Origin of the sequence: Micromonospora sp. NPDC047670, from assembly GCF_043204915.1 — a bacterium.
Taxonomy (GTDB): Bacteria; Actinomycetota; Actinomycetes; order Mycobacteriales; family Micromonosporaceae; genus Micromonospora.
Genome location: NZ_JBIDDA010000004.1, coordinates 422,300 through 445,509, shown reverse-complemented (window position 1 = coordinate 445,509; position 23,210 = coordinate 422,300). Strand labels below are relative to the sequence as shown.

The window sequence follows — 23,210 nt, the reverse complement described above, 5'->3', positions numbered from 1 at the left end:
TGGGGTAGGTTCCGGCGCGTGGCACCCGCTCTCTGGTCGCGTCTGGCTCCCTTGTCCGTCGCCGCGCTGCTGACCGCCGCTCTCGCCGGCTGTTCCCTGCCCGGGATCGCCGCCGACGACCCCGAGCCGCGACCGGCCGGGACCGGACTGCCGCAGCCGGGTCAGATCGGCGCGGCGACCGCCGAGAAGGGCAAGGTCAGCCTGCTCCAGAAGGTCGGCACGGACGGCCCGCTGCGCACGCTGAACGTGGAGGCGGACGGCCGGTGGGAGTGCGTCGACTGCGCCGGCGACGGGGTCACGTCGACCGGCACGCTCGACCCGGAGCAGGTCACCCGGCTGCAAGGGCTGTTGGCCGACCCGGGGCTGGCGAAGGAGACCGACCAGGCGCGGGCCTACCAGGTCACCTGCATCGGCTCGCTGACCTCCAGCCTGCTCACCTCCGCCGGCCTGATCACGTCCCAGGACTGCCCCGGCGAGGAGCGCCCGCCGATCGCCGAAGAGATCCTGCTGCTCCTCACCCAGGCCACCCCGGCCGAGATCACCGACTGACCGCCGCCGCGCGTGCGGCGCGCCGCGACGTCGCCGTGCCGGCGTCGAGGAGCGCCACCCCGTGCCACGGGGGCGACCCGGAACCGGGGCCGGTCAGAGGACCTTGCCGGGGTTGAGCAGGCCCGCCGGGTCCAGCGCGGCCTTGACCGCCTGGTGCACCCTGACGCCCACCGGGCCGATCTCGCGGGCCAGCCAGTCCCGCTTGAGCAGGCCCACGCCGTGCTCGCCGGTGCAGGTGCCACCCAGGTCCAGGCCGAGCCGCATGATCTCGTCGAAGGCGCGCCGGCCGCGTGCCAGGCTCGCCGGGTCGGCCCGGTCCACCACGATGTTCGGGTGCATGTTGCCGTCGCCGGCGTGGCCGACGACGCCGATGGGCACGTCGCACTCGGCGGCGATCCGGGCCACCCCGTCGAGCAGCGCCGCCAGCGCGCCCCGGGGCACGGCCACGTCGTCGATGACCAGGCCGCCGTTGCCGCCCGGGTGGGCGTCCGCGGCGAACTTCTCCATCGCCGGGTGCGCGAGCCGGCGGGCCTGCAACAGTGCGGCCGCCTCCACGGCGTCGGTGGCCGCGTAGACCTCGTCGGCCCCGGCCGCCTCGCAGACCGTGGCCAGCCCGGCCAGGTCGTCGGCCGCGCGGGAGCCCGTGTCGGCGGCGGCCAGCAGCAGCGCCTGCGCGTCCGTCCGCAGGCCCATCGGCCGGTACGCCTCGATCGCCCGCAGGTGGGTCTGGTCCAGCAGCTCCAGCAGGCTGGGGGAGAACCCCCGGGCGGCGATCTCGGCGACGGCCACGCCGGCGGCCGCGGTGGACGGGAAGACCGCCACCATGGTCAGCGACTCCGCCGGGGCGGGCCGCAGCGCGACGGTCACCTCGGTGATCACGCCGAGGGTGCCCTCCGAGCCGACGAAGAGCCGGGTGAGGTCGTAGCCCGCGACCCCCTTGGCCGTACGCCGGCCGGTGCGCAGCACCTCGCCGGAGGCGAGCACCACCTCCAGGCCGAGCACGTACTCGGTGGTGACCCCGTACTTGACGCAGCACATGCCGCCGGCGTTGGTGGCGACGTTGCCGCCGATGGTGGAGGACTCCCACGAACCGGGGTCGGGCGGATACCAGAGCCCCTGCTTCGCCACCGCGGCGGCGAGCGTCGCGTTGACCACGCCGGGCTGCACCACGGCGATCCGGCTCACCGGGTCGATCTCCAGGATGGCGTCCATCGCCACGGTGCTCAGCACGACCGCGCCCGCGACGGCGTTGGCCGCCCCGGCCAGCCCGGTCCGGGCCCCCTGCGGCACCACCGGCACGCCGTGCCGGGCGGCCGCCCGCAGCACGGCGGACACCTGCCCGGTGTCGCGGGGGCGGACCACCACCAGGGGTGTGCCGGCCGCGCAGAGGTCCGCCTCGTCCCGCTCGTGCATCCGCAGCAGATCCGGGTCGGTCAGTACGGCGTCGTCACCGAGCGCCGCCCGCAGGTCGTCGAGGAGGGGGGATCCGGGCATGCCGCCGAGGCTACGGTCGGCCGCGCGCGACCGGCAACCGGCCCACCGGCCGGGTAACTTGGCCCGCATGCTCTACCTGGACCGGCCCGCCTGGCCGTGGCGGGGGCGGCTCTGGTCCCACCTGATCAGCGACGTCTCCCACGCCGAGCTGCACGCCTTCGCCGAGGCCCTGGGCGTGCCCCGCCGCGGCTTCGACCGGGACCACTACGACATCCCCGCCGACCGGTTCGCCATGGCGGTCTGGCTGGGCGCCCGGGTGGTGCCGAGCCGGGAGCTGGTGCGCCTGCTCCGGCAGGCCGGCCTGCGCCGACCCAAGCACCTGACCCGCCCACCCACTCCCGCCCGACCCTCCGGCGGGCTTGCGCTCCCGCCCTCCCGCGGTGACGCACGGCTGCCGGCGGGGCGGTAACCAGCCGGGGGACCGGTTGCCGGCCGCGGCTGTCCGCGGCACCGCCCGTGGCGCGGGGCGGGTCAGCGGAGGGTGGCCAGCTCGCGGCTGAGGTTGGCGCGGGCGGGGGCCTCCCAGCGCGCCGCCAGCGGGGGAAGGCGGAACAGCGCCGGCAGGGCGAGCAGGCCGGCGAGTATTTGGGCGCGGCCGGCCCGGAAGGCCGGGTCGGGCACGTGGGCGTACTCCCGGCGGATCGCGGCGGCGTAGCGGTCGTACGCCTCGGGCGGCGCGGCCAGGACGGCGAGGTCGGCGTCGCAGAGCAGCGCGCCGTCGGCGTCGCCCGGCTGCACGGCGTGCCCGGCGGTGAGCAGCACCAGCCGGCGCACCTCGGCCACGGCGTCGGCCGGCAGGCCCGCCCGGGCGAGCAGGGTGTCGGCGAGCGCCGCGCTGTCCCGCTCGTTGGCGTCGCCCCCGGCGCGCGGGTCGTAGACCGCGTCGTGGCACCACGCCGCGAGGCGTACCAGGTCCGGCCGCGCGGCGGCCGACGCGTGCGCGTCGACCACGTCGAGGACGGTGGTCAGGTGGGCGACGGTGTGGTGGCGCCGGTGCGGCTCCCGCCAGCGCGCCAGCAGCTCGGCCCCGACCCGGTCGCGCTCCGCCGCGTCGGACGCCCCGGCGCCGCGGGCCGCGGCGCGCCACCGGTCGAGAAGGTCAACCACGCGGTCGAGTCTGCCGTACCGCTGCCACCGCGAGGATTCGTCCGGTCTGAGGCGGGTAGTCCCCACCATGGCAGTGGCGCGGGACCGACGACAGTCGCTGCTGCGACGCGCCGTCGGCCGGGACCGCGGGGCGGACATCGACGGGGCCCGGATCGCCGACGCCGTGGAGAAACTGCGGCACCACGGCAAGGCCACCCTGCACGACCGGCTGCACCGGGTGCGGATGGCGCTCGGCCTGGCGGTGCAGGCCGGCCTGGCGGCCGGGCTGTCCTGGCTCGCGGCACACGAGTTGCTGGGCAACCCGGAGCCGGTCTTCGCGCCGATCTCCGCGGTCGGCACCCTCGCCGCCTCGGTCGGCCAGCGCCTCCGCCGCACGGTCGAGCTGATCGCCGGGGTCGCGGTCGGCGTCGCCGTCGGTGACTTCCTCATCTACCTGGTCGGCACCGGGGCGTGGCAGCTCGGCCTCGTGGTGACCGCGGCGATCGTGCTCACCATCTTCGCCGGCGCCAGCGTGGCCATCGTCATCCAGGCGGCGGCCACGGCGGTGCTGATCGTCACGCTCAGCCCGTCGACCGCGAACCTGGAGATCCCCCGGTTCGTGGACGCCTTCGTCGGCGGCGGCATCGCGCTGCTGGTCACCGCGGTGCTGCTGCCGCTCAATCCGCTGCGGGTGCTCAACCGAGCCGCCCGCCCGGCCCTGGACCTGCTCGCCGCGCAGCTCGACAGCGCCGCGGACGCCCTGCGGGAACGGGACCGGGACAAGGCCCAACGGGCCCTGGACCGGCTCCGGAACAACCAGGAGGAGCTGACCGCCTTCACCGAGGCGATCGAGGGGGCGAAGGAGACCGCCACCATCTCGCCGGCCCGGTGGCACCGGCGGGACGAACTCACCCACTACGCCGAGGCCGCCGAGCCGATCGACCGGGCGATGCGCAACGCGGGCACGCTGATCCGGCGCGCGGTCACCCTGATCGAGGACGAGGAGCCCGTCCCCGAGCCGATGCCGGACGCGACGGCGCACCTCGCCGAGTCGGTACGCCTGCTCAAGCACGAGTTCGCCGTCGGCGAGGAGCCGGAGAAGGCGCGGGAGCGGGCGCTGCGCGCGGTCAGCGAGGCCGGCCGGGCGTACGCCGAGGGGGTCGGCTTCTCCGGCAGCGTGGTGATCGCGCAGGTGCGCACCACGGCCAGCGACCTGATGGTGGCCTCCGGGATCAGCCAGGAGGAGGCGAACCGCCTGGTCCGGCAGTCCTTCGGTGACCAGGAGCGGCTCAGCGGCCCGACCGCGCAGGAGGACACCGCCCCGAAGCCGCCGGCCGCCCCGCCGCTGGGCTGATCCGCCGGTCCGGGGGCCGGCACGCGTCGGGGGCGGGCCGCGGGACGCCCGGGCCAGTTCCCCGGCCGGCGGCACCCAGGAACGCTCAGGCCAGCGCGGCGAGGGCGGCGAGCAGCCGGTCGACGTGCTCCGCCGTGCTGCCCAGGCCGATGCTGGCGCGCAGGGCGGTCGGCGGCAGGTCCCGCCGGCCGCTGCGCGCCGCCGCCTCGTCGAGCAGCCGGCGGGCCAGCGGGTGGGCGCAGAAGAGGCCGTCGCGCACCCCGATGTCGTGGGTGCCGGCCAGCTCCGCCGCCACGTCCGCCGAGTCCCGGCCCGCGACCACGAACGACACGATGCCCACCCGGGGCGCCTCCGGCCCGAACGTGCGCAGCTCCACCACGTGCGGCAGGGCTGCCACACCGCGGCGCAGCCGGGCCAGCAGGGCCTGCTCGGCCTTGTGCAGCGCGGCCCGGTCGGCCTCGACCAGGGCGGCGCAGACCGCCGCGAGGGCGACCGCGCCGAGCAGGTTCGGCGTGCCCGCCTCGTGCCGGGCCGGGCCGGTCGCCCACCGTACGTCGTGGGTGGCCGCGCCGACGTGGCTGGTGGCACCCCCACCGGCCAGGTACGGCGGGGCGGCGTCGAGCCAGTCGCCCCGCCCGACGAGCACCCCGGCGCCGAACGGCGCGTACAGCTTATGGCCGGAGACGGCGAGGTAGTCGACGTCGAGGGCCGCCGCGTCCACCGGCGCGTGCGGCGCGAGCTGCGCGGCGTCCACCGCGATCCGGGCCCCGTACCGCCGGGCCACCCGGGCCAGCTCCGCCACCGGCCAGCGCTCGCCGGTCACGTTGCTCGCCCCGGTCACCGCGACCAGCACGGGCGGGCGGTGGTCGCCGCCCGGGCCCGGCCTGCGCAGCTCGGCGAGGGCGGCGGCCAGCGCGCGGACGGCCTCGGCCGGCTCCCGCGGCACCGGCAGCCGGACCGAGCCGCGCGGCCAGGGCAGCAGGTTGGCGTGGTGCTCCCCGCCGAAGGTCACGACCGTGGTGCCGGCGGGCAGTGCCCGGGCCAACAGGTTCAGCGCGTCGGTGGTGTTGCGGGTGAAGACCACGTGGTCGTCGGCCCGGGCACCGAGGAAGTCGCCGACCGTCTGCCGGGCACGCTCGTAGGCGAGGGTGCAGCGCCGCGACAGCGCTCCCGCGCCGCGGTGCACGCTGGCGTACCACGGGAGCAGCTCGGCCACCGCGTCGGCCGCGGCCCGCGCGCACGGCGCGGTGGCCGCGTAGTCCAGGTTGACCTGGCCCGGCACGCCGAGCACGTCGAGCGGTCGCGCGGTCCGCGCCACGTGCGGCGCCGGTGGGGGTACGAGGGTGACGGTCATCGGCCGACCTCCGGGTCCAGGGACCCCGGGTGGGCACACGGGCGGGGTCCGCGCTTGCCCGGCACGCGGATCGGGCCGGGCCCGGTCATCACCCGGGGCACCCCACCGCGAACCTCGACGAGGGTTGCCGGCCAGCAAGCCGGGGCTTGACGCTGGCGCTCGTGACCTGCCGGCAGCATAGCGCGCGGATGCGGCCGGACCAGTCGGCCGGGGGTGGCTACGCTGACCGCATGGCCGACACCCCGCCCGGCGCACCCCTGCCGCCGTCGCCGACCGCGCCCGCCCTCCAGCCGTCGGGTGCGGCCGCGCCCCGGATGCCGCTGCGCCGGCTGGGCTGGCGGCGGGCCCTGGTGCTGGCCGGGGTCGTCCTGCTGATCGCCGCCTGCGCGGTGTTCATGGTCTTCACGCTCGGCGAGAGCCTCGGCGTCGAGGCGCTGCTGATCGGCGTGGTCGCCGCGATCCTCCCGGTTCCGGTGCTGGTGGGCTGTTTCCTCTGGCTGGACCGGTACGAACCGGAACCGCTGAAATACCTGATCTTCTGCTTCGCGTGGGGCGCGTTCGTCTCCACCGCCGCGTCGCTGACCGTCAACGAGTTCTCCGCCGGGCGGTTCGAGGACTGGGGGCTGCCGACCGCGCTGACCGCGGTGCTGGTCGCGCCGTTCATCGAGGAGCTCACCAAGGCGCTCGGGCCGATCCTGCTGCTGATCTTCCGCCGGCGGGAGATCTCCGGGATCACCGACGCCCTGGTCTACTGCGGGCTCTCCGCGGTCGGGTTCGCCATGGTGGAGAACATCCTCTACCTGGGCGGCTACGGCTACGCCACGGGCGTCGAGCGGTACGGGCCGGCGACCGGCACCCAGCAGGTCATCGCGATCTTCATCGTCCGGATCCTGCTCTTCGGCTTCGCCCACCCGCTGTTCACGTCGATGACCGGGGTCGGCCTGGGCATCGCGGCGCGCACCGCCGACCGGCGGGTGCGGGTGCTGGCCCCGATCGCGGGCCTGCTGCTGGCGATGATGCTGCACGGCCTGTGGAACCTGCTGCCCACGCTCACCCAGGCCACCGGCGAGGCGTTGATCATGCTGTACGGCTTCATCGGGGTGATGGTGCCGATCTTCTTCGGCATGGTCGGGCTCGCCGTGTGGCTGCGGGCCTGGGAGGGGCGGCTCACCGAGCGCACCCTGCCGGACTACGTCCGGGCCGGCTGGCTCACCCCGCCCGAGGTGGCGGCGCTGAGCAGCCTGGGCCGGCGGCACGCGGCCCGCGTGTGGGCCAAGCGGGTGGCCGGCGACGCGGGGCTGAGGGCGATGCGCGGTTACCAGTTCGCGGCGACCCGGCTGGCGCTGCTGCGCGACGGCGCGCTGCGCGGCCTGGACCGCAGGCCGGCGGACCGGGAACGGACCGCGCGGGAGGAGCGGGAGCTGTTGGAGGCGATCGCCGCGTACCGGTCGTTCTTCGTGGGGAGGGATCCGCAGGCGCCGGCCGGGATCTGGGACGGGCAGCGCTACCACCTGCGGTTCCCGGACGGCTCGCAGCGGCCGGTCGAGGCCCCGGACGAGCCGGTCGTGCCGATCCCGGTGGTGCTCGCCCCGCCGCCGCCCCCGGTCCTGCCCGCCGGCTACGGCCCGCCCGGCTACGGTCCACCCGGCTGGCACGGCCCGCGACCCGCGGCACCCTGGCAGCCCGGTCACCACTGACGCGGCCCCCGGGCGCCGCGTCACCGCCGACGCGGCCCCCAAATCGACTGGTCGCCGCTGTCGCGGCCCTCTGGGGTCGCCCCGTCGCCGCTGTGCGGCCCTTGGTTTCCCGCACCACCGCTGCGCGGCCCCCGGGCCGCCCGGTCGTGACGCGGGCGGTCAGGTCATCAGGCTGGTGAGGAAGTCGCCGAGGCCCTGCGCCATCGCCATCAGCCCCGCCCCGATCGCCTTGAACATCTCGGCCGCGCCCTCCGGCCGGAACGCCATGAAGTAGATCAGGAACGCGACGCTTCCCCAGATCAGCAGCTTCTTCACGAATACCGGCATCGTCCCTCCCCAGGGCCGGTGGTGCGGCTGGCTTCCCGACCGGGAGCGGCGCAAACGACACCGGCGCCCGCAGCCGCGCGGGGCGGGACGGGCGGGGAGGGGTCAGAGGTAGAGGCCGGTGGAGTCGTTCTCCACCCGCTCGGCGGCCACGGCGTGCACGTCACGCTCGCGCAGCAGCACATACCCGCGGCCGTGCAGCTCGACCTCGGACCGGTCGTCCGGGTCGAACAGGACCCGGTCGCCCGAGACGATGGCGCGGACGTTCGGCCCCACCCCCACGGCGGTGGCCCAGGCCAGCCGCTTGCCCACGGCGGCGGTCGCCGGGATCACGATGCCGGCGGTGGAGCGGCGCTCACCCTCGCTCCCCTCCATCCGCACCAGCACGCGGTCGTGCAGCAGGCGGATCGGCAGGCCGGGGTCGAGATTCTTGTCGGCGGTCACGCCGGAAACGCTACCGTGTCCCGGTCGGCCGGCCATGAGCGGTTACGTGCCGGGGGCGGGGGGCACTGTGTGGCGGAACTGCCCTACGGTGGCGTGGTCGGACGTACCCTGTCCGCCCGTCGGGCGTACGGGGCCGGGTTCTCTTGCCAGGAGGTGCGCTTGAGCCGCTTCGAGCGGGTACGCGGACGGCTCCGTCGCGCGTACGAGTCGGGCCGCGAATCGGTGCGCACCCGCCGTACGGACCCGGCCGACGCCGCCGAGCCGGCCGGGGTGGCCTCGCCGGCGTCCCCGGGACCGGTGGCGCCGCCGTCCGCGACCGTCGTCGGCGCGGAGCCGCCCGCGGCGATGCACAACTCCACCTCCAGCCGCGACGACGCGGACGTGCCGCACGCGCTGCGGATCGCCGCCGCGTGGTCCTGGCGGCTGATCGTGATCGGCGTCGTCGCCTGGGCACTGCTGAAGATCGTCGGCACCGTCCGGATCGTGGTCATCCCGCTGGCGATCGCGCTGCTGCTCTCGGCGCTGCTCGCGCCGGCGGTCGGCTGGCTGCTGCGGGCCCGCTTCCCCCGGTCGCTGGCGACCGCGGTGGTGCTGGTCGGTGGCCTGGCCGGGGTGATCGGCACGCTGACCCTGGTGGTGAACGAGTTCATCCAGGGCGTGCCGGAGCTGAGCAAGAAGTCCTCGGAGGGCGTCCGCCAGATCCAGGACTGGCTCAAGACCGGCCCGTTGCACCTCTCCGACGGCCAGCTCGACAACTACATCGAAGAGGGCCAGGAGTGGATCAACAACAACACCGAGAAGTTCACCAGCGGCGCCCTCTCCACGGCCGCCACGCTGGCTGAGGTGCTGACCGGCACGCTGCTGGTGCTCTTCGCCACCTTCTTCTTCCTGCGGGACGGCAACAAGATCTGGCGCTTCCTGGTCCGGCTGCTGCCGGTGGCCGCGCGCTGGAAGGTCGACGACGCCGGGCGGGCGTCCTGGGCGACCCTGGTCGCCTACGTCCGGGCGACCGTGCTGGTCGCCTTCATCGACGCGGTCGGCATCGGCGTCTTCCTGGTCATCTTCGACATCCCGTTCGCCTTCCCACTCGCCGCGCTGGTCTTCCTCGGGGCGTTCATACCGATCGTCGGGGCGACCCTGTCGGGCGTCGTCGCGGTCCTGGTCGCCCTGGTCGACAGCGGCCCGGTGACCGCGCTGATCATCCTCGGCGTGGTGATCGGGGTACAGCAGGTGGAGGGGCACCTCCTCCAGCCGCTGATCATGGGCCGCGCGGTGGCCATCCACCCGCTCGCGGTGATCATCGGGATCGCGGCCGGCGTGGTCCTCGCCGGGATCACCGGCGCGCTCGTCTCCGTGCCGCTGATCGCCGTCCTGAACACCGCCGTCCGCCGGCTCGCCGCCCGTACCGTCCCGGACACCCCGCCCGACGCCGTCGTCGTCGCCTCCCAGGCCCCCTGACCCGCGGGCCGGCCCAGACCCGCCGACCGGCCGCGCCGGGCCGCGCCCCCGCCGCGCCCGCCTGTCCCGCGCAAGATCCCCGCGACCTCCCGGAAGGTGCGGCCCTCCCGCCGCGTGAGGCCGCACCTTCCCCGAAGTCTGCGCGGACCTTCGGTGCCGGGTGCCGGAGTCGGGTGCCGGGGTCAGGTCTTGGCGAGGCGTTCGAGGGCGCCGCGGGCGACCTCGGGCCGGGTGGTGTACCAGAACGGCGGCAGCGAGCGGCGCAGGAACGCCCCGTAGCCCCGCGCGGTCTCCAGCCGCGAGTCGAGCACCGCGACCACGCCCTTGTCGCCCGTCGACCGGATCAGCCGCCCCACCCCCTGGGCCAGCCGGACCGCGGCGATCGGCACGCTGACCGCGGCGAAACCGGACCCGCCGTTGGCGTCGACCGCCGCCGCCCGGGCCGCCGCGAGCGGCTCGTCGGGCCGGGGGAAGGGCAGCCGGTCGATGACCACGAGCTGGCAGGAGTCGCCCGGCACGTCGACGCCCTGCCACAGCGACATCACCCCGAACAGGCAGCTCTCCTTCTCCTCGCGGAACCGGCGCACCAACAGCGGCAGGGCCTCCTCGCCCTGGAGCAGGACGGGCAGGTCGGTCCGCGCGCGGAGCAGCTCCGCCGCCTGCTGCGCGGCCCGTCGCGACGAGAAGAGGCCGAGCGTACGACCGCCGAGCGCGGTGACCAGCGCGAGCAGCTCCTCGCCGGCCGCGTCGGGCAGCCCGGAGACGCTGGGCCGGGGCAGGTGCGCGGCGACGTAGAGGATGCCCTGCCGCGCGTAGTCGAAGGGTGAGCCGACGTCGAGCGAGCGCCACCCCGGACCCGACGTCGCCGGCACCCCCGACGTGCCGGTCGCCGGCCGGGCCGGGTCGCCCTCGGCCGCCCGGGTGCCCTCCGTCGACCCGGCGCGGCCGGCGGCACGGGCGGCCAGGGCGGCGGCGGCCGGCGACGGCGGGTCGGCCGGCGGCGCCTCCAGCCCCAGCGCCCGCGCCACCGTGTCGAACCGGCCGCCCAGGGTCAGGGTCGCCGAGGTGGCGACCACCGTGCGCTCGTCGTACAGGTGGGTGGCGAGGGTGCCGGCGACCGACAGCGGCGCGACCACCAGCGCGCGGCGGCCGGTGTTGTCGTTCTTTTCCACCCAGGCCACGTCGTGGTCGGCTTCCTCCAGCAGCCGCTGGGCGGTGGTGGAGAGCTCGTCGAGCACCGCCTTGGCCTGCTGCTTGCGTACCGGGTCGGGATCGTCGGCCTTGATCTCGCCGATGCCGTCGAGCGCCGCCCGGGTGGCCGCGTCGAGCAGGGTGCACGCCTCGCGCAGCGCGGGCGGCAGCCCGGAGGTGATCCGCCCGGCCGGCGCCTCGGCCAGCCCGACCGCCAGGGCGTCGCCGGCCGCGGTGAGCGACTCCGCCGTCTCCGGGCGCAGCAGCGGACGGGCCCGCTTCGCGGAGCGGTCGATCAGCTCCGGCACCAGCTCGGCCTGGGCGGCCGAGGAGACCCGGTCGGCCAGCTCGTGCGCCTCGTCCACGATGAGCAGCTTGTGCGGCGGCACGATGTGCCGGCCGGCGAGCATGTCCACGGCCAGCAGGCTGTGGTTGGTGACGACGATGTCCGCCTCGCGGGCCCGGGCGCGGGACGCCTCGGCGAAGCACTCCGCGCCGAACGGGCAGCGGGCCGCGCCGACGCACTCCCGGGCCGGCATGGAGACCAGCCGCCAGGCCTGGTCGTCGACGCCCGGGTCCAGCTCGTCGCGGTCGCCGGTGTCGGTCTTCTCCGCCCAGTCGCGCAGTCGCTGGATCTGCTTGCCGAGCCGCCCCGCCTCGCCGAGCCACTTCGTGCCGCCGCCCGGGCGCGCCGCCGGGGCGTCGAAGAGCGTGTCCTCCGGCTCGTCCTCCGTCGAGTTGTCCAGCCGGGCCAGGCAGAGGTAGTGGTGCCGCCCCTTGAGCACGGCGAAGGTGGGTCGCCGGCCGAGCACCGGCTCGACGGCGTCGGCGAGCCGCGGCAGGTCGTGGTCGACCAGTTGGGACTGCAACGCCAGGGTGGCCGTGGAGACCACCACCGGGCCGTCCACGGTCAGCGCCGGGGTGAGATAGGCCAGCGACTTCCCGGTGCCCGTGCCGGCCTGCACGAGGAGGTGCTCGCGCGACTGCACGCACTCCTCGATGGCGGTCGCCATCTGCTGCTGGCCCGGGCGCGCGGCGCCGCCCGGCACCGCGCCGACCGCGGCGGCGAGCAGCTCGGCCCCGCTCGGCCGGGCGCCGCGCCGCCGGCTTCCCGTGCGGGGCGAGGGGGCTGCGGAACCGGTGGCGAGGCGCGGAGTCACCGTGCGACGGTACCCGCCGGCGCCGACACCGGCCGTGCCGATCCGGGCGTGGCGTCGTCACGGTACGGATTCCCACGAGCCCGGTCCGGTTACTTCCGTGCGGCGACGGATGGGCGGAATCGGCTAGGGTGCGACTCATGCCGAGCGACGTGGTCCGCGTGATCTACCGCAAGTACGACGGCAGCGCCCACCGCGACTACCCGGCCCGCCGTCTCGCCGAGGACGACCTCGGCGTCTGGCTCGGCGTGACCGAGGGCACGAAGTCCGTCTACCACGGCCGGCCGTCGGTCGAGCAGATCCCGTTCGTGCTCCTGGTGCCGCACCAGGGCTGGTGGACCGGCATGTTCAACCCGCCGCCGCGGACCAGCGAGGTCTACTGCGACATCGCCAGCCCGGCCCGCTGGGAGAACGACGACACGGTCCATTTGATCGACCTGGACCTCGACGTGGTGCGCCGCCGGGCCACCGGCGCGGTCGAGTTGCGCGACGAGGACGAGTTCGCCGAGCATCGGGCGCGCTTCGGCTACCCCGACGACGTGGTGGTCGAGGCCGAAGCGGCGGCGCGGTGGCTCCTCGGCGCGCTCGGCGACGGCACGGAGCCGTTCGCCACGTCGTACCGCAAGTGGCTGGCCCTGGTGCTCTGAGCCGGCGCCGTGGACCGGCGCGTGCCCGGCCGGTGGCCCGGGACCGCCCCGGGGATCACCAGCGCGGCGGCCAGTCGTCCCGGGACTCCAGCGGCGTCAGGTCGCGCAGCTTCTCCGGGTTGAGCTGGCTGAAGATTCCGGTCACCCGCCCGCCGGCCACCGCCAGGGCGGCGACCACCCGCAGCGGCCGGCCGTCCGAGTGCACCGTCTCCAGCTGAAGCCCCACCGCGCCGTCGACCAGCACCGGGCGGGCGCGCAGCGTGCCGCCGTAGCGGCCGGCCCTGCCGAAGAGGCCCAGGACGAAACGGGCCGCCGCGTCGGGCCCGACGACCGGGCGGCGGGCCGCCGGGAAGTGGCCGCCGCTGTCGCCGATGACGATCACGTCCGGGGCGAGCACCCGCACCAGCGCCTCCAGCTTTCCCGACTCGACGGCGGCGACGAAGGCGGCGAGCACCCGGCGTTGCTCGCCCGTGTCGGCGGTGTGCCGGGGCGCGTCGGGCGCCTGCACCGCCCGGCGGGCCCGGGAGGCGAGCTGGCGGGCGGCGGCGTCGGTGGTGCCGAGCACCTCGGCGATCCGGGTGAAGGGCACCGCGAAGACGTCGTGCAGCACGAAGGCGACCCGTTGCTCCGGCGTGAGCCGTTCCAGCACCACCATCAGCGCCGTACCGACCTGGTCGGCGCGGACCGCCCGCTCGGCCGGGTCGGGCGCGAAGCCGTCGGCGCGCGGGCCCTCGTCGAGCGGGGTCACCACCGGCTCCGGCAGCCACTGGCCGGGGTACGCCTCCCGCCGCACCCGAGCCGAGCGGAGCACGTCCAGACAGATCCGGGCGCAGGCGGTGGTGAGCCAGGCGCCGAGGTCCCTGATCTCGGCGCGGGCTGCCGGGTCGGCGAGCGCGGCGGCGTACCGCAGCCAGGTCTCCTGCACGGCGTCCTCGGCCTCGCTGCGGCTGCCGAGCATCCGGTACGCGACCGCCAGCAGCCGCCCCCGTTCGGCCTGGAACTCCGTCGCCAGATCCCGCACCCCGAACCTCCCCGCCGACCGTCGCCCCACATTCTCCCGTCCACCGATCGGCCCCACCCACCCCACCCGCCCGCGCCACCGCCGGCGACCACGCAGTCGTGCTGCCCTCGCGGCGACGGCAGCGACAGCGGGCAGGAGCGGTACGGGCGGGGGCGCTCGGCGGGCGGAGTGGGCGGGGGTGGGTGATGATCCGGGGATGGGAGCGACGGGTGGAGCGGGCGTTGTCGGGCCGGTCGGCGGGGCCGTGCGGGAGTTGCTGCGGGTGGCCCCGGGCGGGACGGCGGACCTCGGGGCCGTGGACCCCCGGTCGACGCCCGGGCTGCCCGGGCCGGAGGTGACCGGCGAGCACCGCAAGGTCTGGGCCCGTGGCCAGGTCGAGCTGATCGGCGCGGAACTGGGCCGGCAGCAGGAGATGCTGTTCGCCGACGCGAAGGCGCGGGAGGCGGGCGGGGCCGACCAGTCGGCCGGGGCGGCGGGAGCGGCCGGTGCGGCGGGCGGCCCCGACGGCGGTGCGCACGGCCGGGACGCCGGGGCGGGCGGTCTCGATGCCGGGGTGTCGGGCCGGGACGCCGGGGTGCCCGGCCCGGGCGCCGGGCACCGGGTGCTGCTGGTGTTGCAGGCGATGGACTGCGGCGGCAAGGACGGCACGATCAAACGCGTCGCCGGCGCCATGAACCCGCTCGGCCTGCACATCCGCTCGTTCGGCCCACCCACCCCCGAGGAGTTGCGGCACGACTTCCTGTGGCGGATCCGGCGGGCGCTCCCGCCGCCCGGGTACGTGGGGGTCTTCAACCGCTCCCACTACGAGGACGTGCTGGTCGCGCGTGTCGACTCGCTGGTGCCGGAGTCGGTCTGGCAGGCCCGGTACGACGAGATCAACGCGTTCGAGCGGGAGCAGGCCGCGGCCGGGGTGACCCTGGTCAAGGTGATGCTGCACATCTCGTACGCCGAGCAGGGCCGGCGGCTGCTGGAGCGGCTGTCCGACCCGCGCAAGCACTGGAAGTACAACCCCTCCGACATCGACGCCCGGGCCCGCTGGGCCGATTACCAGGCCGCGTACGCCGAGGCGCTGGGCCGGTGCGGCACGGACGCCGCGCCCTGGTACGTGGTGCCGGCGGACCGCAAGTGGTACCGCGACTGGGCCGTCGCACACCTGCTCAGGGAGACGTTCGACACCCTCGATCTGGGGTATCCGGCTGCCGGTTTCGACGTCCGGCGGGAACGGGAGCGGCTGCTGGGATCGGAGGGGGCTGCCGCAGGTGAACGACAGGTGAACGATCGGTGAATGTGGCCTGGCCAGGGGGAGGCCGCCGAAATCCCGGTTCTGTCGTTTCCTAGCATTCCCAGGCGGGCACCCTCCGGGCGGCCGCCACCCTTCCACCGACACGACGAGGTCCGTGCTGTGAAGTTTTCCTTCCGCCCGAACGAGGGCGCCTTCTACGAGCTCTTCACCAGGGCCGCGCAGAACCTGGTGAAGGGCACCGAACTGCTCAACGAGCTGGCCCTCCCCGGAGTCGAGGTGCAGTCGGTCAGCGAGCGGCTCACCGAGGTGGAGCACGACAGCGACCAGATCACCCACGAGCTCTACAAGAAGATCAACTCCACCTTCATCACCCCCTTCGACCGCGAGGACATCTACCGCCTCGGCTCGCTGCTGGACGACGTGATGGACCACCTCGAGGCGGTCGGCAACCTGCTCTACCTCTACGGGCTGACCAAGATCCCGTCGCTGCCGCGCGAGATGCACGAGCTGATCAACGTCCTCGACGCGCAGGCGAAGCTGACCGCCGACGCGATGCCGCGACTGAAGTCGATGAAGGACCTCGAGGACTACTGGATCGAGTGCAACCGGCTGGAGAACGACGGCGACCAGGCGTACCGGATGCTGCTGGTCCGCCTCTTCTCCGGCGAGTACGACGCGCTGACCGTGCTGAAGATGAAGGAGGTCGCCGACGAGCTGGAGGCCGCCTGCGACTCCTTCGAGCACGTGGCCAACACCGTCGAGACCATCGCGGTCAAGGAGTCCTGATCCTGTGAGCCCCGAACTCATCGCCGTGCTGGCGGTGATCGCGGTGGCGTTGGCGTTCGACTACACCAACGGCTTCCACGACGCCGCCAACGCGATCGCGACCAGCATCTCCACCAGGGCGCTCACACCCAGGGTGGCCCTGGCCATGGCGGCGGTCGGCAACTTCATCGGCGCCCACTTCGGCGCCGAGGTCGCCAAGACCGTCGGCAGCGGCCTGGTCAAACTACCCACCGGGCAGGCCAGCCTCGGCATCGTCTTCGCCGGCGTGATCGGCGCGATCGTCTGGAACCTGATCACCTGGTACTTCGGCCTGCCGTCGTCCTCGTCGCACGCGCTGATCGGCGGCCTGGTCGGCTCCACCGTCGCCGCGTCCGGCACCGTGCTGTGGACCGGCATCGGGGAGAGCGTGATCATCCCGATGATCCTCTCGCCGATGGTCGGCTTCCTGCTCGGCTACATCGTCATGATCGCCGTGCAGTGGATCTTCCGGAAGGGACACCCGGGCAAGCTCAACCGGGGCTTCCGCTGGGCGCAGACCGCCTCCGCGGCGGCCATGTCCGTCGGCCACGGCATGCAGGACGCCGCCAAGACCATCGGCATCGTGGTGCTCGCCCTCTACGTCGGCGGCTACCAGGACGACCCGAGCTTCATCCCGGAGTGGGCGTTCTGGACCTCGGCCGCCGTGCTGGCCGCCGGCACGTACGCCGGTGGGTGGCGGATCATCCGGACGCTGGGTCGGAAGATCATCGACCTGAAGCCGCCGGAGGGTTTCGCGGCCGAGACCGTGGCCAGCTCGGTGCTGTACTTCAACGCGCTGGTCCTCGGCGCCCCGATCTCGACCACCCACACGATCACCTCGGCGATCATGGGTGTCGGCGCCACCAAGCGGCTCTCCGCCGTGCGCTGGGGCGTCGCCGGCAACATCGTCGGCGCCTGGATCCTCACGTTCCCGGCCGCCGGCTCGATCGGCGCCCTGATGTACTTCCTGGCCCGCCCGCTCTTCAGCTAAGACACGACGGAAGGGCCCCTGTCGACGCCGCGTCGGCAGGGGCCCTTTTCCGTGCTCGCCGTCAGGCGTAGGAGACGCCGATCCGGGCGCGGATCCCGTCGAGCAGCGCCATCACCTCCAGGGTGGCGGCGTGCGGCACCAGGGGGCTCTCCAGCAGGCCCTCCGCCAGGCAGCGCTGAACCTCGGCGGCCTCGTACTGGTAGCCGCCGCCGACCAGCTCGCCGGTGATCGTCTCCGGCTCCGCGCCGGCCCGGTGCAGGGTCACCGAGCCCGGGCGGAAGAACGGCTCGGGCAGGTCGATCCGGCCGGTGGTGCCGGTGATCGAGGCGACCAGCGGGGTCGCCCCCACCATGCCGCAGCTCAGCGTGGCGACCGCGCCCGAGTCGTACCCGAGGAGGATCCCGGTGTTCTCGTCCACCCCCTCGGGGCTCAGCTTCGCCCACGCCCGGACGTGGTCGGGCACGCCGAGCAGCAGGTGGGCCAGGCTGACCGGGTAGACGCCGAGGTCGAGCAGGGCGCCGCCGCCGAGGGCGCGGGCCCGCATCCGGTGCTCCGGCGGGAACGGCCCGGCCGCGCCGAAGTCGGCCCGGACGCTGGTCACCGTGCCGATCGCGCCGTCCGCCACCAGCTCGCAGACCCGGCGTACGAGCGGGTTGGTCCGCATCCACATGGCCTCCATGAGGAAGACCCCGGCCGCGCGGGCGGCGTCGACCAGCTCGACGCTGGTCGCCAGGTCGAGCGTGAACGGCTTCTCCAGCAGCACCGCCCGGCCGGCCGCAAGGCAGGTCAGGGCCGCCTCGTGGTGCGCGGCGTGCGGGGTGGCGACGTAGATGACGTCCAGGTCGTCGTCCGCGGCGAGTTCCGCCCAGGAGGCGTACGCCCGCGGCACGTCGTGCCGGCGCGCGAACCGCTCCGCGCTCTCGGCGGTCCGCGAGCCGACCGCCGCCAGTTCGGCACCCGGCACCAGCCGGAGGTCCTCGGCGAAGCGGGCGGCGATGTGGCCGGTGGCCAGGATGCCCCAACGAGTCATGGCGGCCACGCTAGCGAAGATCACCGGGCCGCAGGGCGGGCGATCCACCGGTCGGGAACTAGGCTCGGCGCATGACGATCCACGCCGACGGCTTCCCCGCACCTCCGGCGCTGGTGGAGCACGCCCGCCGGTTCCGCGCCGAGGGCGGCACGCCGGCGGCACCTCGGGTCGCGGCCACCGTGCTGCTGCTCCGCCCGGCCGGCGACGACTTCGAGGTCTACCTGATCCGCCGGGTCGCCGCGATGGCCTTCGGCGGGATGTACGCCTTCCCCGGTGGCGGCGTCGACCCCTCCGACTCCCAGGCGCACCTGGACTGGGCCGGCCCGACGCCGGCCGGCTGGGGCGAGCGGCTCGGGGTGCCCCCGGCGGCCGCCCAGGCGGTGGTCTGTGCCGCCGCCCGGGAGGTCTTCGAGGAGGCGGGTGTACTGCTCGCCGGCCCCGACGCCGGGGCCGTGGTGGGCGACGTGAGCGGCGACGACTGGGAGGCCGACCGGGTGGCGCTGGAGCAGCGCCGGGGAGGCTTCGCGGATCTGCTCGCCCGGCGCGGGCTCACCCTCCGGTCGGATCTGCTGCTGCCGTGGAGCCGGTGGATCACGCCGGAGTTCGAGCCGCGCCGCTTCGACACGTACTTCTTCGCCGCCCTGCTGCCCGAGGGGCAGCGGACCCGGGACGTCTCCGGCGAGACCGACCACACGCTGTGGATCCGCCCGGCGGACGCCCTGGCCCGCGCGGAGGCGGGCGAGCTGACCATGCTGCCGCCGACCCTGGTGAACCTGGCCCAGGTGGCGGCCTGCGCCGACCTGGCCGGCGTGGCCCGCGCGGCGGCGACCCGGGACGCCGCCACCCCCGTCACCCCGCGCCTCGACCTGCCCGACGACGGCGAAGCCCGGTTCGTCCTGGCCTGACCCGCGCACCCGCGCACCCGTCCGCCCGCGCGGCCGGGTGCCGCGCGCCCCCGCGCTCCGGGTGGCGGACCGGCGGACCGGGGTCGGAACGGGGCCGCCGGCGCCCCGCCCGGGAGGGCGGGACGCCGGCGGACGGACCGGGCGGGTCAGCCGAAGCGGCCGGTGATGTAGTCCTCGGTCTTCTTCACGCCGGGGTTGCTGAAGATCTTCTGCGTGTTGTCGTACTCGATGAGACGGCCGGGGTCGCCGGTCTTCTCGATCGAGAAGAAGGCGGTCCGGTCCGAGACGCGGGCGGCCTGCTGCATGTTGTGCGTGACGATGATGATGGTGAACTTGTCCTTGAGCTGGAACATCAGGTCCTCGATGGCCAGCGTGGAGATCGGGTCGAGCGCCGAGCAGGGCTCGTCCATCAGCACGACCTGCGGCTCGACCGCGATGGTCCGGGCGATGCAGAGCCGCTGCTGCTGACCGCCGGAGAGGCCCGCGCCGGGCTTGCCGAGCCGGTCCTTCACCTCGTCCCAGAGGTTGGCCGAGCGGAGCGCCTTCTCCGCCGCCTCGTCCAGGATCGACTTCTTGCGGACCCCGTTGAGCCGCAGGCCGGCCACCACGTTCTCGAAGATGCTCATGGTGGGGAACGGGTTCGGCCGCTGGAAGACCATGCCGATCATGCGCCGGACCGCGGTGACGTCCACGTCCCGGTCGTAGATGTCCTGGTCGTCGATCGTGAGGCTGCCCTCGACCCGGGCGCCGGGCAGCACCTCGTGCATCCGGTTGATCGACCGCAGGAAGGTCGACTTGCCGCAGCCGGACGGGCCGATCAGGGCGGTCACCGTCTTCGGCTCGACCGTCAGGTTGATGTTCTCGATCGCCTTGAAGGCGCCGTAGTAGGCGGTGACGTTCGAGGCTTCGATGCGCTTGGCCATGGTGGTGGTACCTCCGGGGTTCATCGGCCGAGCCGGTTGCGACGGGCCAGCAGCTTCGCCGCGACGGTCAGGATCAGCACGAGGGCGACCAGGGTGAGCGCCGCGGTCCACGCCCGCGCGGGCGCGTACCGTGACGCGTCACCGGCCTGCTGGTAGACGAAGAGGGCCAGCGACGACTGGTTGTTCTCGAACGGGTTGAAGTTGATCGCCGCGCCGCCACCGGCGACGAGCAGCACCGGGGCGGTCTCGCCGGCCGCGCGGGCGATGGCGAGCATGACGCCGGTGACGATGCCCGGCAGCGCGGTCGGCAGCACGACCCGCAGGATGGTCTTCCACTTCGGCACGCCGAGGGCGTACGCCCCCTCGCGCAGCGGCGCCGGGACGAGACGCAGCATCTCCTCGGTGGAGCGGACCACGGTGGGCAGCATCAGCACGCTCAGCGCGAGCGCGGCGGCGAAACCGGAGAAGCTCGGCCGGCCGTCGTTGAACCACGGCGAGACGATCAGCACCCAGAACGCCAGCACGAACAGGCCGGCCACGATCGACGGGACGCCCGTCATGACGTCCACGAAGAACCGGATCGTGAAGGCGAACCGGCCCCGGCCGTACTCGACGACGTAGATGGCGCAGAGGATGCCGAGCGGGACGGTGATCAGGGCCGCGATGCCGACCTGCTGGAGCGTGCCGACGATCGCGTGGTAGGCGCCGCCGTCCGGGTCGCGGGCGCCGATGTTGTTCATCGAGGTGAGGAAGAAGTCGGCGTCCAGCCGCTCGGCGCCCTTGCTGACCAGCGTCCAGACCACCGAGGCCAGCGGCAGGACGGCCAGCACGAACGCGGAGTGGATCAGCGCGCTCCAGGTGCGGTTGCGTGCCGACCGGCGCCCCTCGACCGCGTTCGCCGCGGCGAAGAGGCCGACCAGGTAGAGCAGCGCGCCGAGCACCACGACCAGCACCGGGCCGCCGATGCCGGCGCCGTAGACGACCGCGGCGGCGACCAGCAGGGCGGCCGCGGCGATGGCCGGTGCGGCGTACTTCGGCAGTCGGCGGGCCCGCAGCGTCGCCGGCTGCGCGGGCGGGCGGGTGCGGTGCGAGGCGGTGGTGGTCATGCGGCCGACTCCGTGAACTCCCGGCGGCGGTGGATGATCGCCCGCGCCGTGATGTTGACGATCAGCGTGATGGCGAAGAGCACCAGGCCCGAGGCGATCAGCGCGCCCCGACCCGTGTCGTTCGCCTCGCCGAACGTGTTGGCGATGTTGGCGGCGATGGTGTTGCCGCCGCTCTCGATGAGGTTGAACGAGATGTTGAAGGTGATGCCGAGGGTCATCGCCAGGGCGATGGTCTCGCCGAGCGCCCGACCCAGGCCGAGCATCACCGCGGCGACGATGCCGGGGCGGCCGTACGGCAGCACCGCGGTGCGGATCATCTCCCAGCGGGTGGCGCCGAGGGCGAGGGCCGCCTCCTCGTTGGCGGTCGGGGTCTGCGTGAACACCTCGCGGGAGAGCGAGGTGATGATCGGCAGCACCATGATCGCCAGGACCAGCGCGCCCAGCATGATGGACTTGCCGAACGGGCCGTCGCCGCCGAAGATCGGGATCCACCCGAAGTACGTGTTCAGCCAGGCGGAGAAGTCCCGGACCGGGTTGATGAAGACGTCCCGGCCCCAGAGGCCGAAGACCACGCTCGGCACCGCGGCCAGCAGGTCGATCAGGAAGCCCAGGGTGGTGCCGAGCCGGCGCGGGGCGTAGTGGGAGAGGTAGAGCGCGATCCCCAGGGCCACCGGCACCGCCATCAGCAGGGCCAGGGCGGAGCTGAGCACGGTGCCGAAGGCGAGCGCGCCGATGCCGAACTTCGGCTCCGCGTCGTTCGGGAACCAGCCCTCGAACGTCCAGAAGCCCTCGGTGTTGGCCCGCAGCGCCGGCACGGCCTTGGCGATCAGGAAGACCGCGATGGCGGCGATGATGACCAGGACGGCGACGCCGGCGGCCAGGGTGAGGCCGCGGAAGGCCCGCTCTGCGCCGAACGCCCGGGCCCGCGGCAGCGCGCCGCCGCCGCCCAGCCCGGCTCCGCCCGGGGTACGGGTGCGAAGTGGTGCCTCGGCCAGACGCGCCGAGGCACCGGCGGGCCGGTCGTGACCTTCGGTCACGCGGGTCCCGCCGGTGCCGGCGTCAGCCGAGCGGTGAGGGGTTTCACCCATCTGCTCGCTCGCTTCGAGTTGAGGTGGTGGTGACGGTGTCGGTGAGGGCGGGTCAGGCGAGGTTCTTGACCGCGGCCTCGACCTTGGTGCGGACCGACTCGGGCAGCGGGGCGTAGCCCAGCTCTGTCAGGTCGGCCTGGCCCGCGGTGCTGGCGGCGTGGCCGAGGAAGCCCTTGACCAGCGGGAGCTTGTCGGCGGGCAGGCCCTTCGAGCAGACGATCTCGTAGGTCACCAGGACGATCGGGTAGGCCCCGGCCTCCTTGGTGTTGTAGTCGATCTTCATCTTGAGGTCGTCGCCCTGGCCGACCACCTCGGCGCCGGCGATGGTCTTACCGGCCGACTCGGCGGTCAGCTCGGCGAACTCGCCCGCGCCGTTGCCGACCTTGGCGGTCTTCAGGCCACCGTTCTCGGCGTACGACCACTCGACGTAGCCGATGGTGCCGTCCTGGTTCTTGATGGCGCTGGCCACGCCGTCGGACTTGGCCGCACCGGTGCCGCCCGGGGCCTTCCACTCCTTGGCCTTGCCGAAGGTCCAGTCGGACGCGGCGGTCTTGGCGAGGAAGTCGGTGAAGTTGTCGGTGGTGCCGGAGGAGTCCGAGCGGTGCACCGCGTTGATGGCGGTCGACGGCAGCTTGGCGTCCGGGTTGTCGGCCTTGATCGCCGGGTCGTCCCACTTGGTCACCTTGCCGGCGAAGATCTTCGCCAGGGTGGCCGGCTTGAGCTGGAGGTTGTCCACGCCGTTGACGTTGTAGGCGATGGCGACCGGGCCGATCACCATCGGCAGGTTGATGGCGGCGCCGCCGACGCACTTGGCGTTGGCCTGCGGCTGCTCCTCCTCCTTGAGGGCGGAGTCCGAGCCGGCGAAGTCGGCGGTGCCGGCGATGAAGGCCTGGATGCCGGCGCCCGAACCGGACGACTCGTAGTTGATCTTCGCCCCGGAGCACTTCTGCTGGTACGCCTTGATCCACTCGTCCATGGCGTTCTTCTGCGCCGACGAGCCCTGGGCGTTCAGCGTGCCGGTGGCGCAGTCGGCCGCGGCGGCCGACCCGGAGGCGGAGGCGCCGCTCGCGGACTCGTTGTTGTCCGAGCCGCATGCACTGAGAGCGAGCGTCGCGGTAAGAGCGAGGCAGGCGAGAGTGCCGTGCCGCTGGAGCTTCACCTGAGGGGTATCCCTTCACGTCTGACTTCGCACCCGGATTGGGGGCCCGGGGTGCCGGCGCTGACCGGCTGGTCCAAAAGTTAGGAGTGCCAGGTAGCCGGTTCGCCGGTCAGAAGTGAACGGGGGGTGAACACGTGCGGCAGCGCAGGTGACCGCTTGCTGAGGGTGGGTTGTCCGTTAAGTGA

Annotated in this window: 21 protein-coding genes, 2 pseudogenes and 1 riboswitch; of the genes and pseudogenes, 10 read left to right on the top strand and 13 right to left on the bottom strand. The window is 74.3% G+C overall.

The features are described 5' to 3' along the window. Nucleotides 1-18 precede the first annotated feature (18 nt). Complete coding sequence (locus tag ACGF7U_RS13270; protein ID WP_393106041.1) at nucleotides 19-549, top strand: hypothetical protein; 531 nt, start codon at nucleotides 19-21, stop codon at nucleotides 547-549. Between the two features lie 93 nt (nucleotides 550-642). Here the strand turns inward: ACGF7U_RS13270 and ACGF7U_RS13265 are convergent, their stop codons facing one another. Continuing rightward, a complete protein-coding gene (locus ACGF7U_RS13265; RefSeq protein ID WP_393106040.1) occupies nucleotides 643-2,043 on the bottom strand; it encodes an FAD-binding oxidoreductase in 1,401 nt (466 codons plus the stop codon). A gap of 67 nt (nucleotides 2,044-2,110) precedes the next feature. Between ACGF7U_RS13265 and ACGF7U_RS13260 the strand changes: the two genes are divergently transcribed. Then, a complete protein-coding gene (locus ACGF7U_RS13260) occupies nucleotides 2,111-2,452 on the top strand; it encodes a DUF4031 domain-containing protein (protein ID WP_393106038.1) in 342 nt (113 codons plus the stop codon). Nucleotides 2,453-2,514: 62 nt separating this feature from the next. Here ACGF7U_RS13260 and ACGF7U_RS13255 read toward each other — a convergent pair whose 3' ends face one another. After that, entirely contained in the window at nucleotides 2,515-3,150 is a 636-nt protein-coding gene (locus ACGF7U_RS13255) for a metal-dependent phosphohydrolase (protein ID WP_393106036.1), read from the bottom strand. A gap of 73 nt (nucleotides 3,151-3,223) precedes the next feature. On the opposite strand from ACGF7U_RS13255, the gene ACGF7U_RS13250 reads away from it, so the two are divergent. After that, a complete protein-coding gene (locus tag ACGF7U_RS13250) occupies nucleotides 3,224-4,483 on the top strand; it encodes an aromatic acid exporter family protein (protein WP_393106266.1) in 1,260 nt (419 codons plus the stop codon). Nucleotides 4,484-4,568: 85 nt separating this feature from the next. On the opposite strand, the gene ACGF7U_RS13245 is transcribed toward ACGF7U_RS13250, so the two are convergent. Next, nucleotides 4,569-5,837 carry an aminotransferase class V-fold PLP-dependent enzyme gene (locus tag ACGF7U_RS13245; RefSeq protein ID WP_393106034.1) on the bottom strand — a complete coding sequence of 423 codons (1,269 nt, stop codon included), beginning with the start codon at nucleotides 5,835-5,837 and terminating at the stop codon, nucleotides 4,569-4,571. A 45-nt stretch (nucleotides 5,838-5,882) separates the two neighbouring features. Continuing rightward, a riboswitch (SAM riboswitch) is annotated at nucleotides 5,883-6,004 on the bottom strand. A gap of 63 nt (nucleotides 6,005-6,067) precedes the next feature. On the opposite strand from ACGF7U_RS13245, the gene ACGF7U_RS13240 reads away from it, so the two are divergent. After that, entirely contained in the window at nucleotides 6,068-7,534 is a 1,467-nt protein-coding gene (locus ACGF7U_RS13240; protein ID WP_393106032.1) for a PrsW family intramembrane metalloprotease, read from the top strand. 159 nt (nucleotides 7,535-7,693) lie between these two features. On the opposite strand, the gene ACGF7U_RS13235 is transcribed toward ACGF7U_RS13240, so the two are convergent. Continuing rightward, nucleotides 7,694-7,861: a hypothetical protein gene (locus tag ACGF7U_RS13235; protein WP_176737359.1), complete on the bottom strand. Its 168-nt coding sequence runs from the start codon at nucleotides 7,859-7,861 to the stop codon at nucleotides 7,694-7,696. A 102-nt stretch (nucleotides 7,862-7,963) separates the two neighbouring features. Further along, the gene (locus ACGF7U_RS13230) at nucleotides 7,964-8,302 is read right to left on the bottom strand and encodes a GroES family chaperonin (RefSeq protein WP_393106030.1); all 339 of its coding nucleotides are present in this window, start codon (nucleotides 8,300-8,302) and stop codon (nucleotides 7,964-7,966) included. A gap of 15 nt (nucleotides 8,303-8,317) precedes the next feature. Here ACGF7U_RS13230 and ACGF7U_RS13225 point away from each other — a divergent pair, with 15 nt between their 5' ends. Next, nucleotides 8,318-9,760 (top strand): AI-2E family transporter, encoded by a 1,443-nt coding sequence (locus tag ACGF7U_RS13225; RefSeq protein WP_393106028.1) that lies wholly within the window; start codon nucleotides 8,318-8,320, stop codon nucleotides 9,758-9,760. 182 nt (nucleotides 9,761-9,942) lie between these two features. Here ACGF7U_RS13225 and ACGF7U_RS13220 read toward each other — a convergent pair. Both ACGF7U_RS13220 and ACGF7U_RS13215 read right to left on the bottom strand, forming a co-directional pair. Further along, nucleotides 9,943-10,638, bottom strand: a pseudogene (locus tag ACGF7U_RS13220) (ATP-dependent DNA helicase); the annotation flags it as partial. Nucleotides 10,639-10,758: 120 nt separating this feature from the next. Next, nucleotides 10,759-12,250: pseudogene (locus ACGF7U_RS13215) on the bottom strand (ATP-dependent DNA helicase); the annotation flags it as partial. Here ACGF7U_RS13215 and ACGF7U_RS13210 point away from each other — a divergent pair. Further along, nucleotides 12,249-12,755, top strand: a complete 507-nt coding sequence (locus ACGF7U_RS13210) for a DUF402 domain-containing protein (protein ID WP_393106026.1) — start codon at nucleotides 12,249-12,251, stop codon at nucleotides 12,753-12,755. The pseudogene ACGF7U_RS13215 and the gene ACGF7U_RS13210 sit on opposite strands and share 2 nt — an antisense overlap. Before the next feature lie 55 nt (nucleotides 12,756-12,810). Here ACGF7U_RS13210 and sigJ read toward each other — a convergent pair whose 3' ends face one another. Further along, nucleotides 12,811-13,776: an RNA polymerase sigma factor SigJ gene (sigJ, locus tag ACGF7U_RS13205; protein WP_393106024.1), complete on the bottom strand. Its 966-nt coding sequence runs from the start codon at nucleotides 13,774-13,776 to the stop codon at nucleotides 12,811-12,813. A gap of 196 nt (nucleotides 13,777-13,972) precedes the next feature. On the opposite strand from sigJ, the gene ACGF7U_RS13200 reads away from it, so the two are divergent. From ACGF7U_RS13200 to ACGF7U_RS13190, 3 genes are all read left to right on the top strand, one after another. Further along, the gene (locus tag ACGF7U_RS13200; protein WP_393106022.1) at nucleotides 13,973-15,061 is read left to right on the top strand and encodes a PPK2 family polyphosphate kinase; all 1,089 of its coding nucleotides are present in this window, start codon (nucleotides 13,973-13,975) and stop codon (nucleotides 15,059-15,061) included. Nucleotides 15,062-15,178: 117 nt separating this feature from the next. After that, nucleotides 15,179-15,805 (top strand): DUF47 domain-containing protein, encoded by a 627-nt coding sequence (locus tag ACGF7U_RS13195; protein ID WP_393106020.1) that lies wholly within the window; start codon nucleotides 15,179-15,181, stop codon nucleotides 15,803-15,805. 4 nt (nucleotides 15,806-15,809) lie between these two features. After that, a complete protein-coding gene (locus ACGF7U_RS13190) occupies nucleotides 15,810-16,814 on the top strand; it encodes an anion permease (protein WP_393106018.1) in 1,005 nt (334 codons plus the stop codon). A 61-nt stretch (nucleotides 16,815-16,875) separates the two neighbouring features. On the opposite strand, the gene ACGF7U_RS13185 is transcribed toward ACGF7U_RS13190, so the two are convergent. Then, on the bottom strand, nucleotides 16,876-17,844 hold the full coding sequence (locus ACGF7U_RS13185; protein WP_393106016.1) for a Gfo/Idh/MocA family protein: 969 nt from the start codon (nucleotides 17,842-17,844) through the stop codon (nucleotides 16,876-16,878). A gap of 71 nt (nucleotides 17,845-17,915) precedes the next feature. Between ACGF7U_RS13185 and ACGF7U_RS13180 the strand changes: the two genes are divergently transcribed. Then, nucleotides 17,916-18,749: an NUDIX domain-containing protein gene (locus ACGF7U_RS13180; RefSeq protein ID WP_393106014.1), complete on the top strand. Its 834-nt coding sequence runs from the start codon at nucleotides 17,916-17,918 to the stop codon at nucleotides 18,747-18,749. 146 nt (nucleotides 18,750-18,895) lie between these two features. Here ACGF7U_RS13180 and pstB read toward each other — a convergent pair whose 3' ends face one another. The 4 genes from pstB to pstS are packed head-to-tail and all read right to left on the bottom strand — an operon-like array spanning nucleotide 18,896 to nucleotide 23,025. Continuing rightward, complete coding sequence (pstB, locus tag ACGF7U_RS13175) at nucleotides 18,896-19,672, bottom strand: phosphate ABC transporter ATP-binding protein PstB (protein WP_350684604.1); 777 nt, start codon at nucleotides 19,670-19,672, stop codon at nucleotides 18,896-18,898. Between the two features lie 20 nt (nucleotides 19,673-19,692). Continuing rightward, entirely contained in the window at nucleotides 19,693-20,778 is a 1,086-nt protein-coding gene (gene pstA, locus ACGF7U_RS13170; protein ID WP_393106012.1) for a phosphate ABC transporter permease PstA, read from the bottom strand. Continuing rightward, complete coding sequence (pstC, locus tag ACGF7U_RS13165) at nucleotides 20,775-21,866, bottom strand: phosphate ABC transporter permease subunit PstC (RefSeq protein WP_393106010.1); 1,092 nt, start codon at nucleotides 21,864-21,866, stop codon at nucleotides 20,775-20,777. Before pstC ends, pstA begins: the two co-directional genes overlap by 4 nt. Before the next feature lie 52 nt (nucleotides 21,867-21,918). Further along, nucleotides 21,919-23,025: a phosphate ABC transporter substrate-binding protein PstS gene (gene pstS / locus ACGF7U_RS13160; protein WP_393106009.1), complete on the bottom strand. Its 1,107-nt coding sequence runs from the start codon at nucleotides 23,023-23,025 to the stop codon at nucleotides 21,919-21,921. Nucleotides 23,026-23,210: the final 185 nt, after the last annotated feature.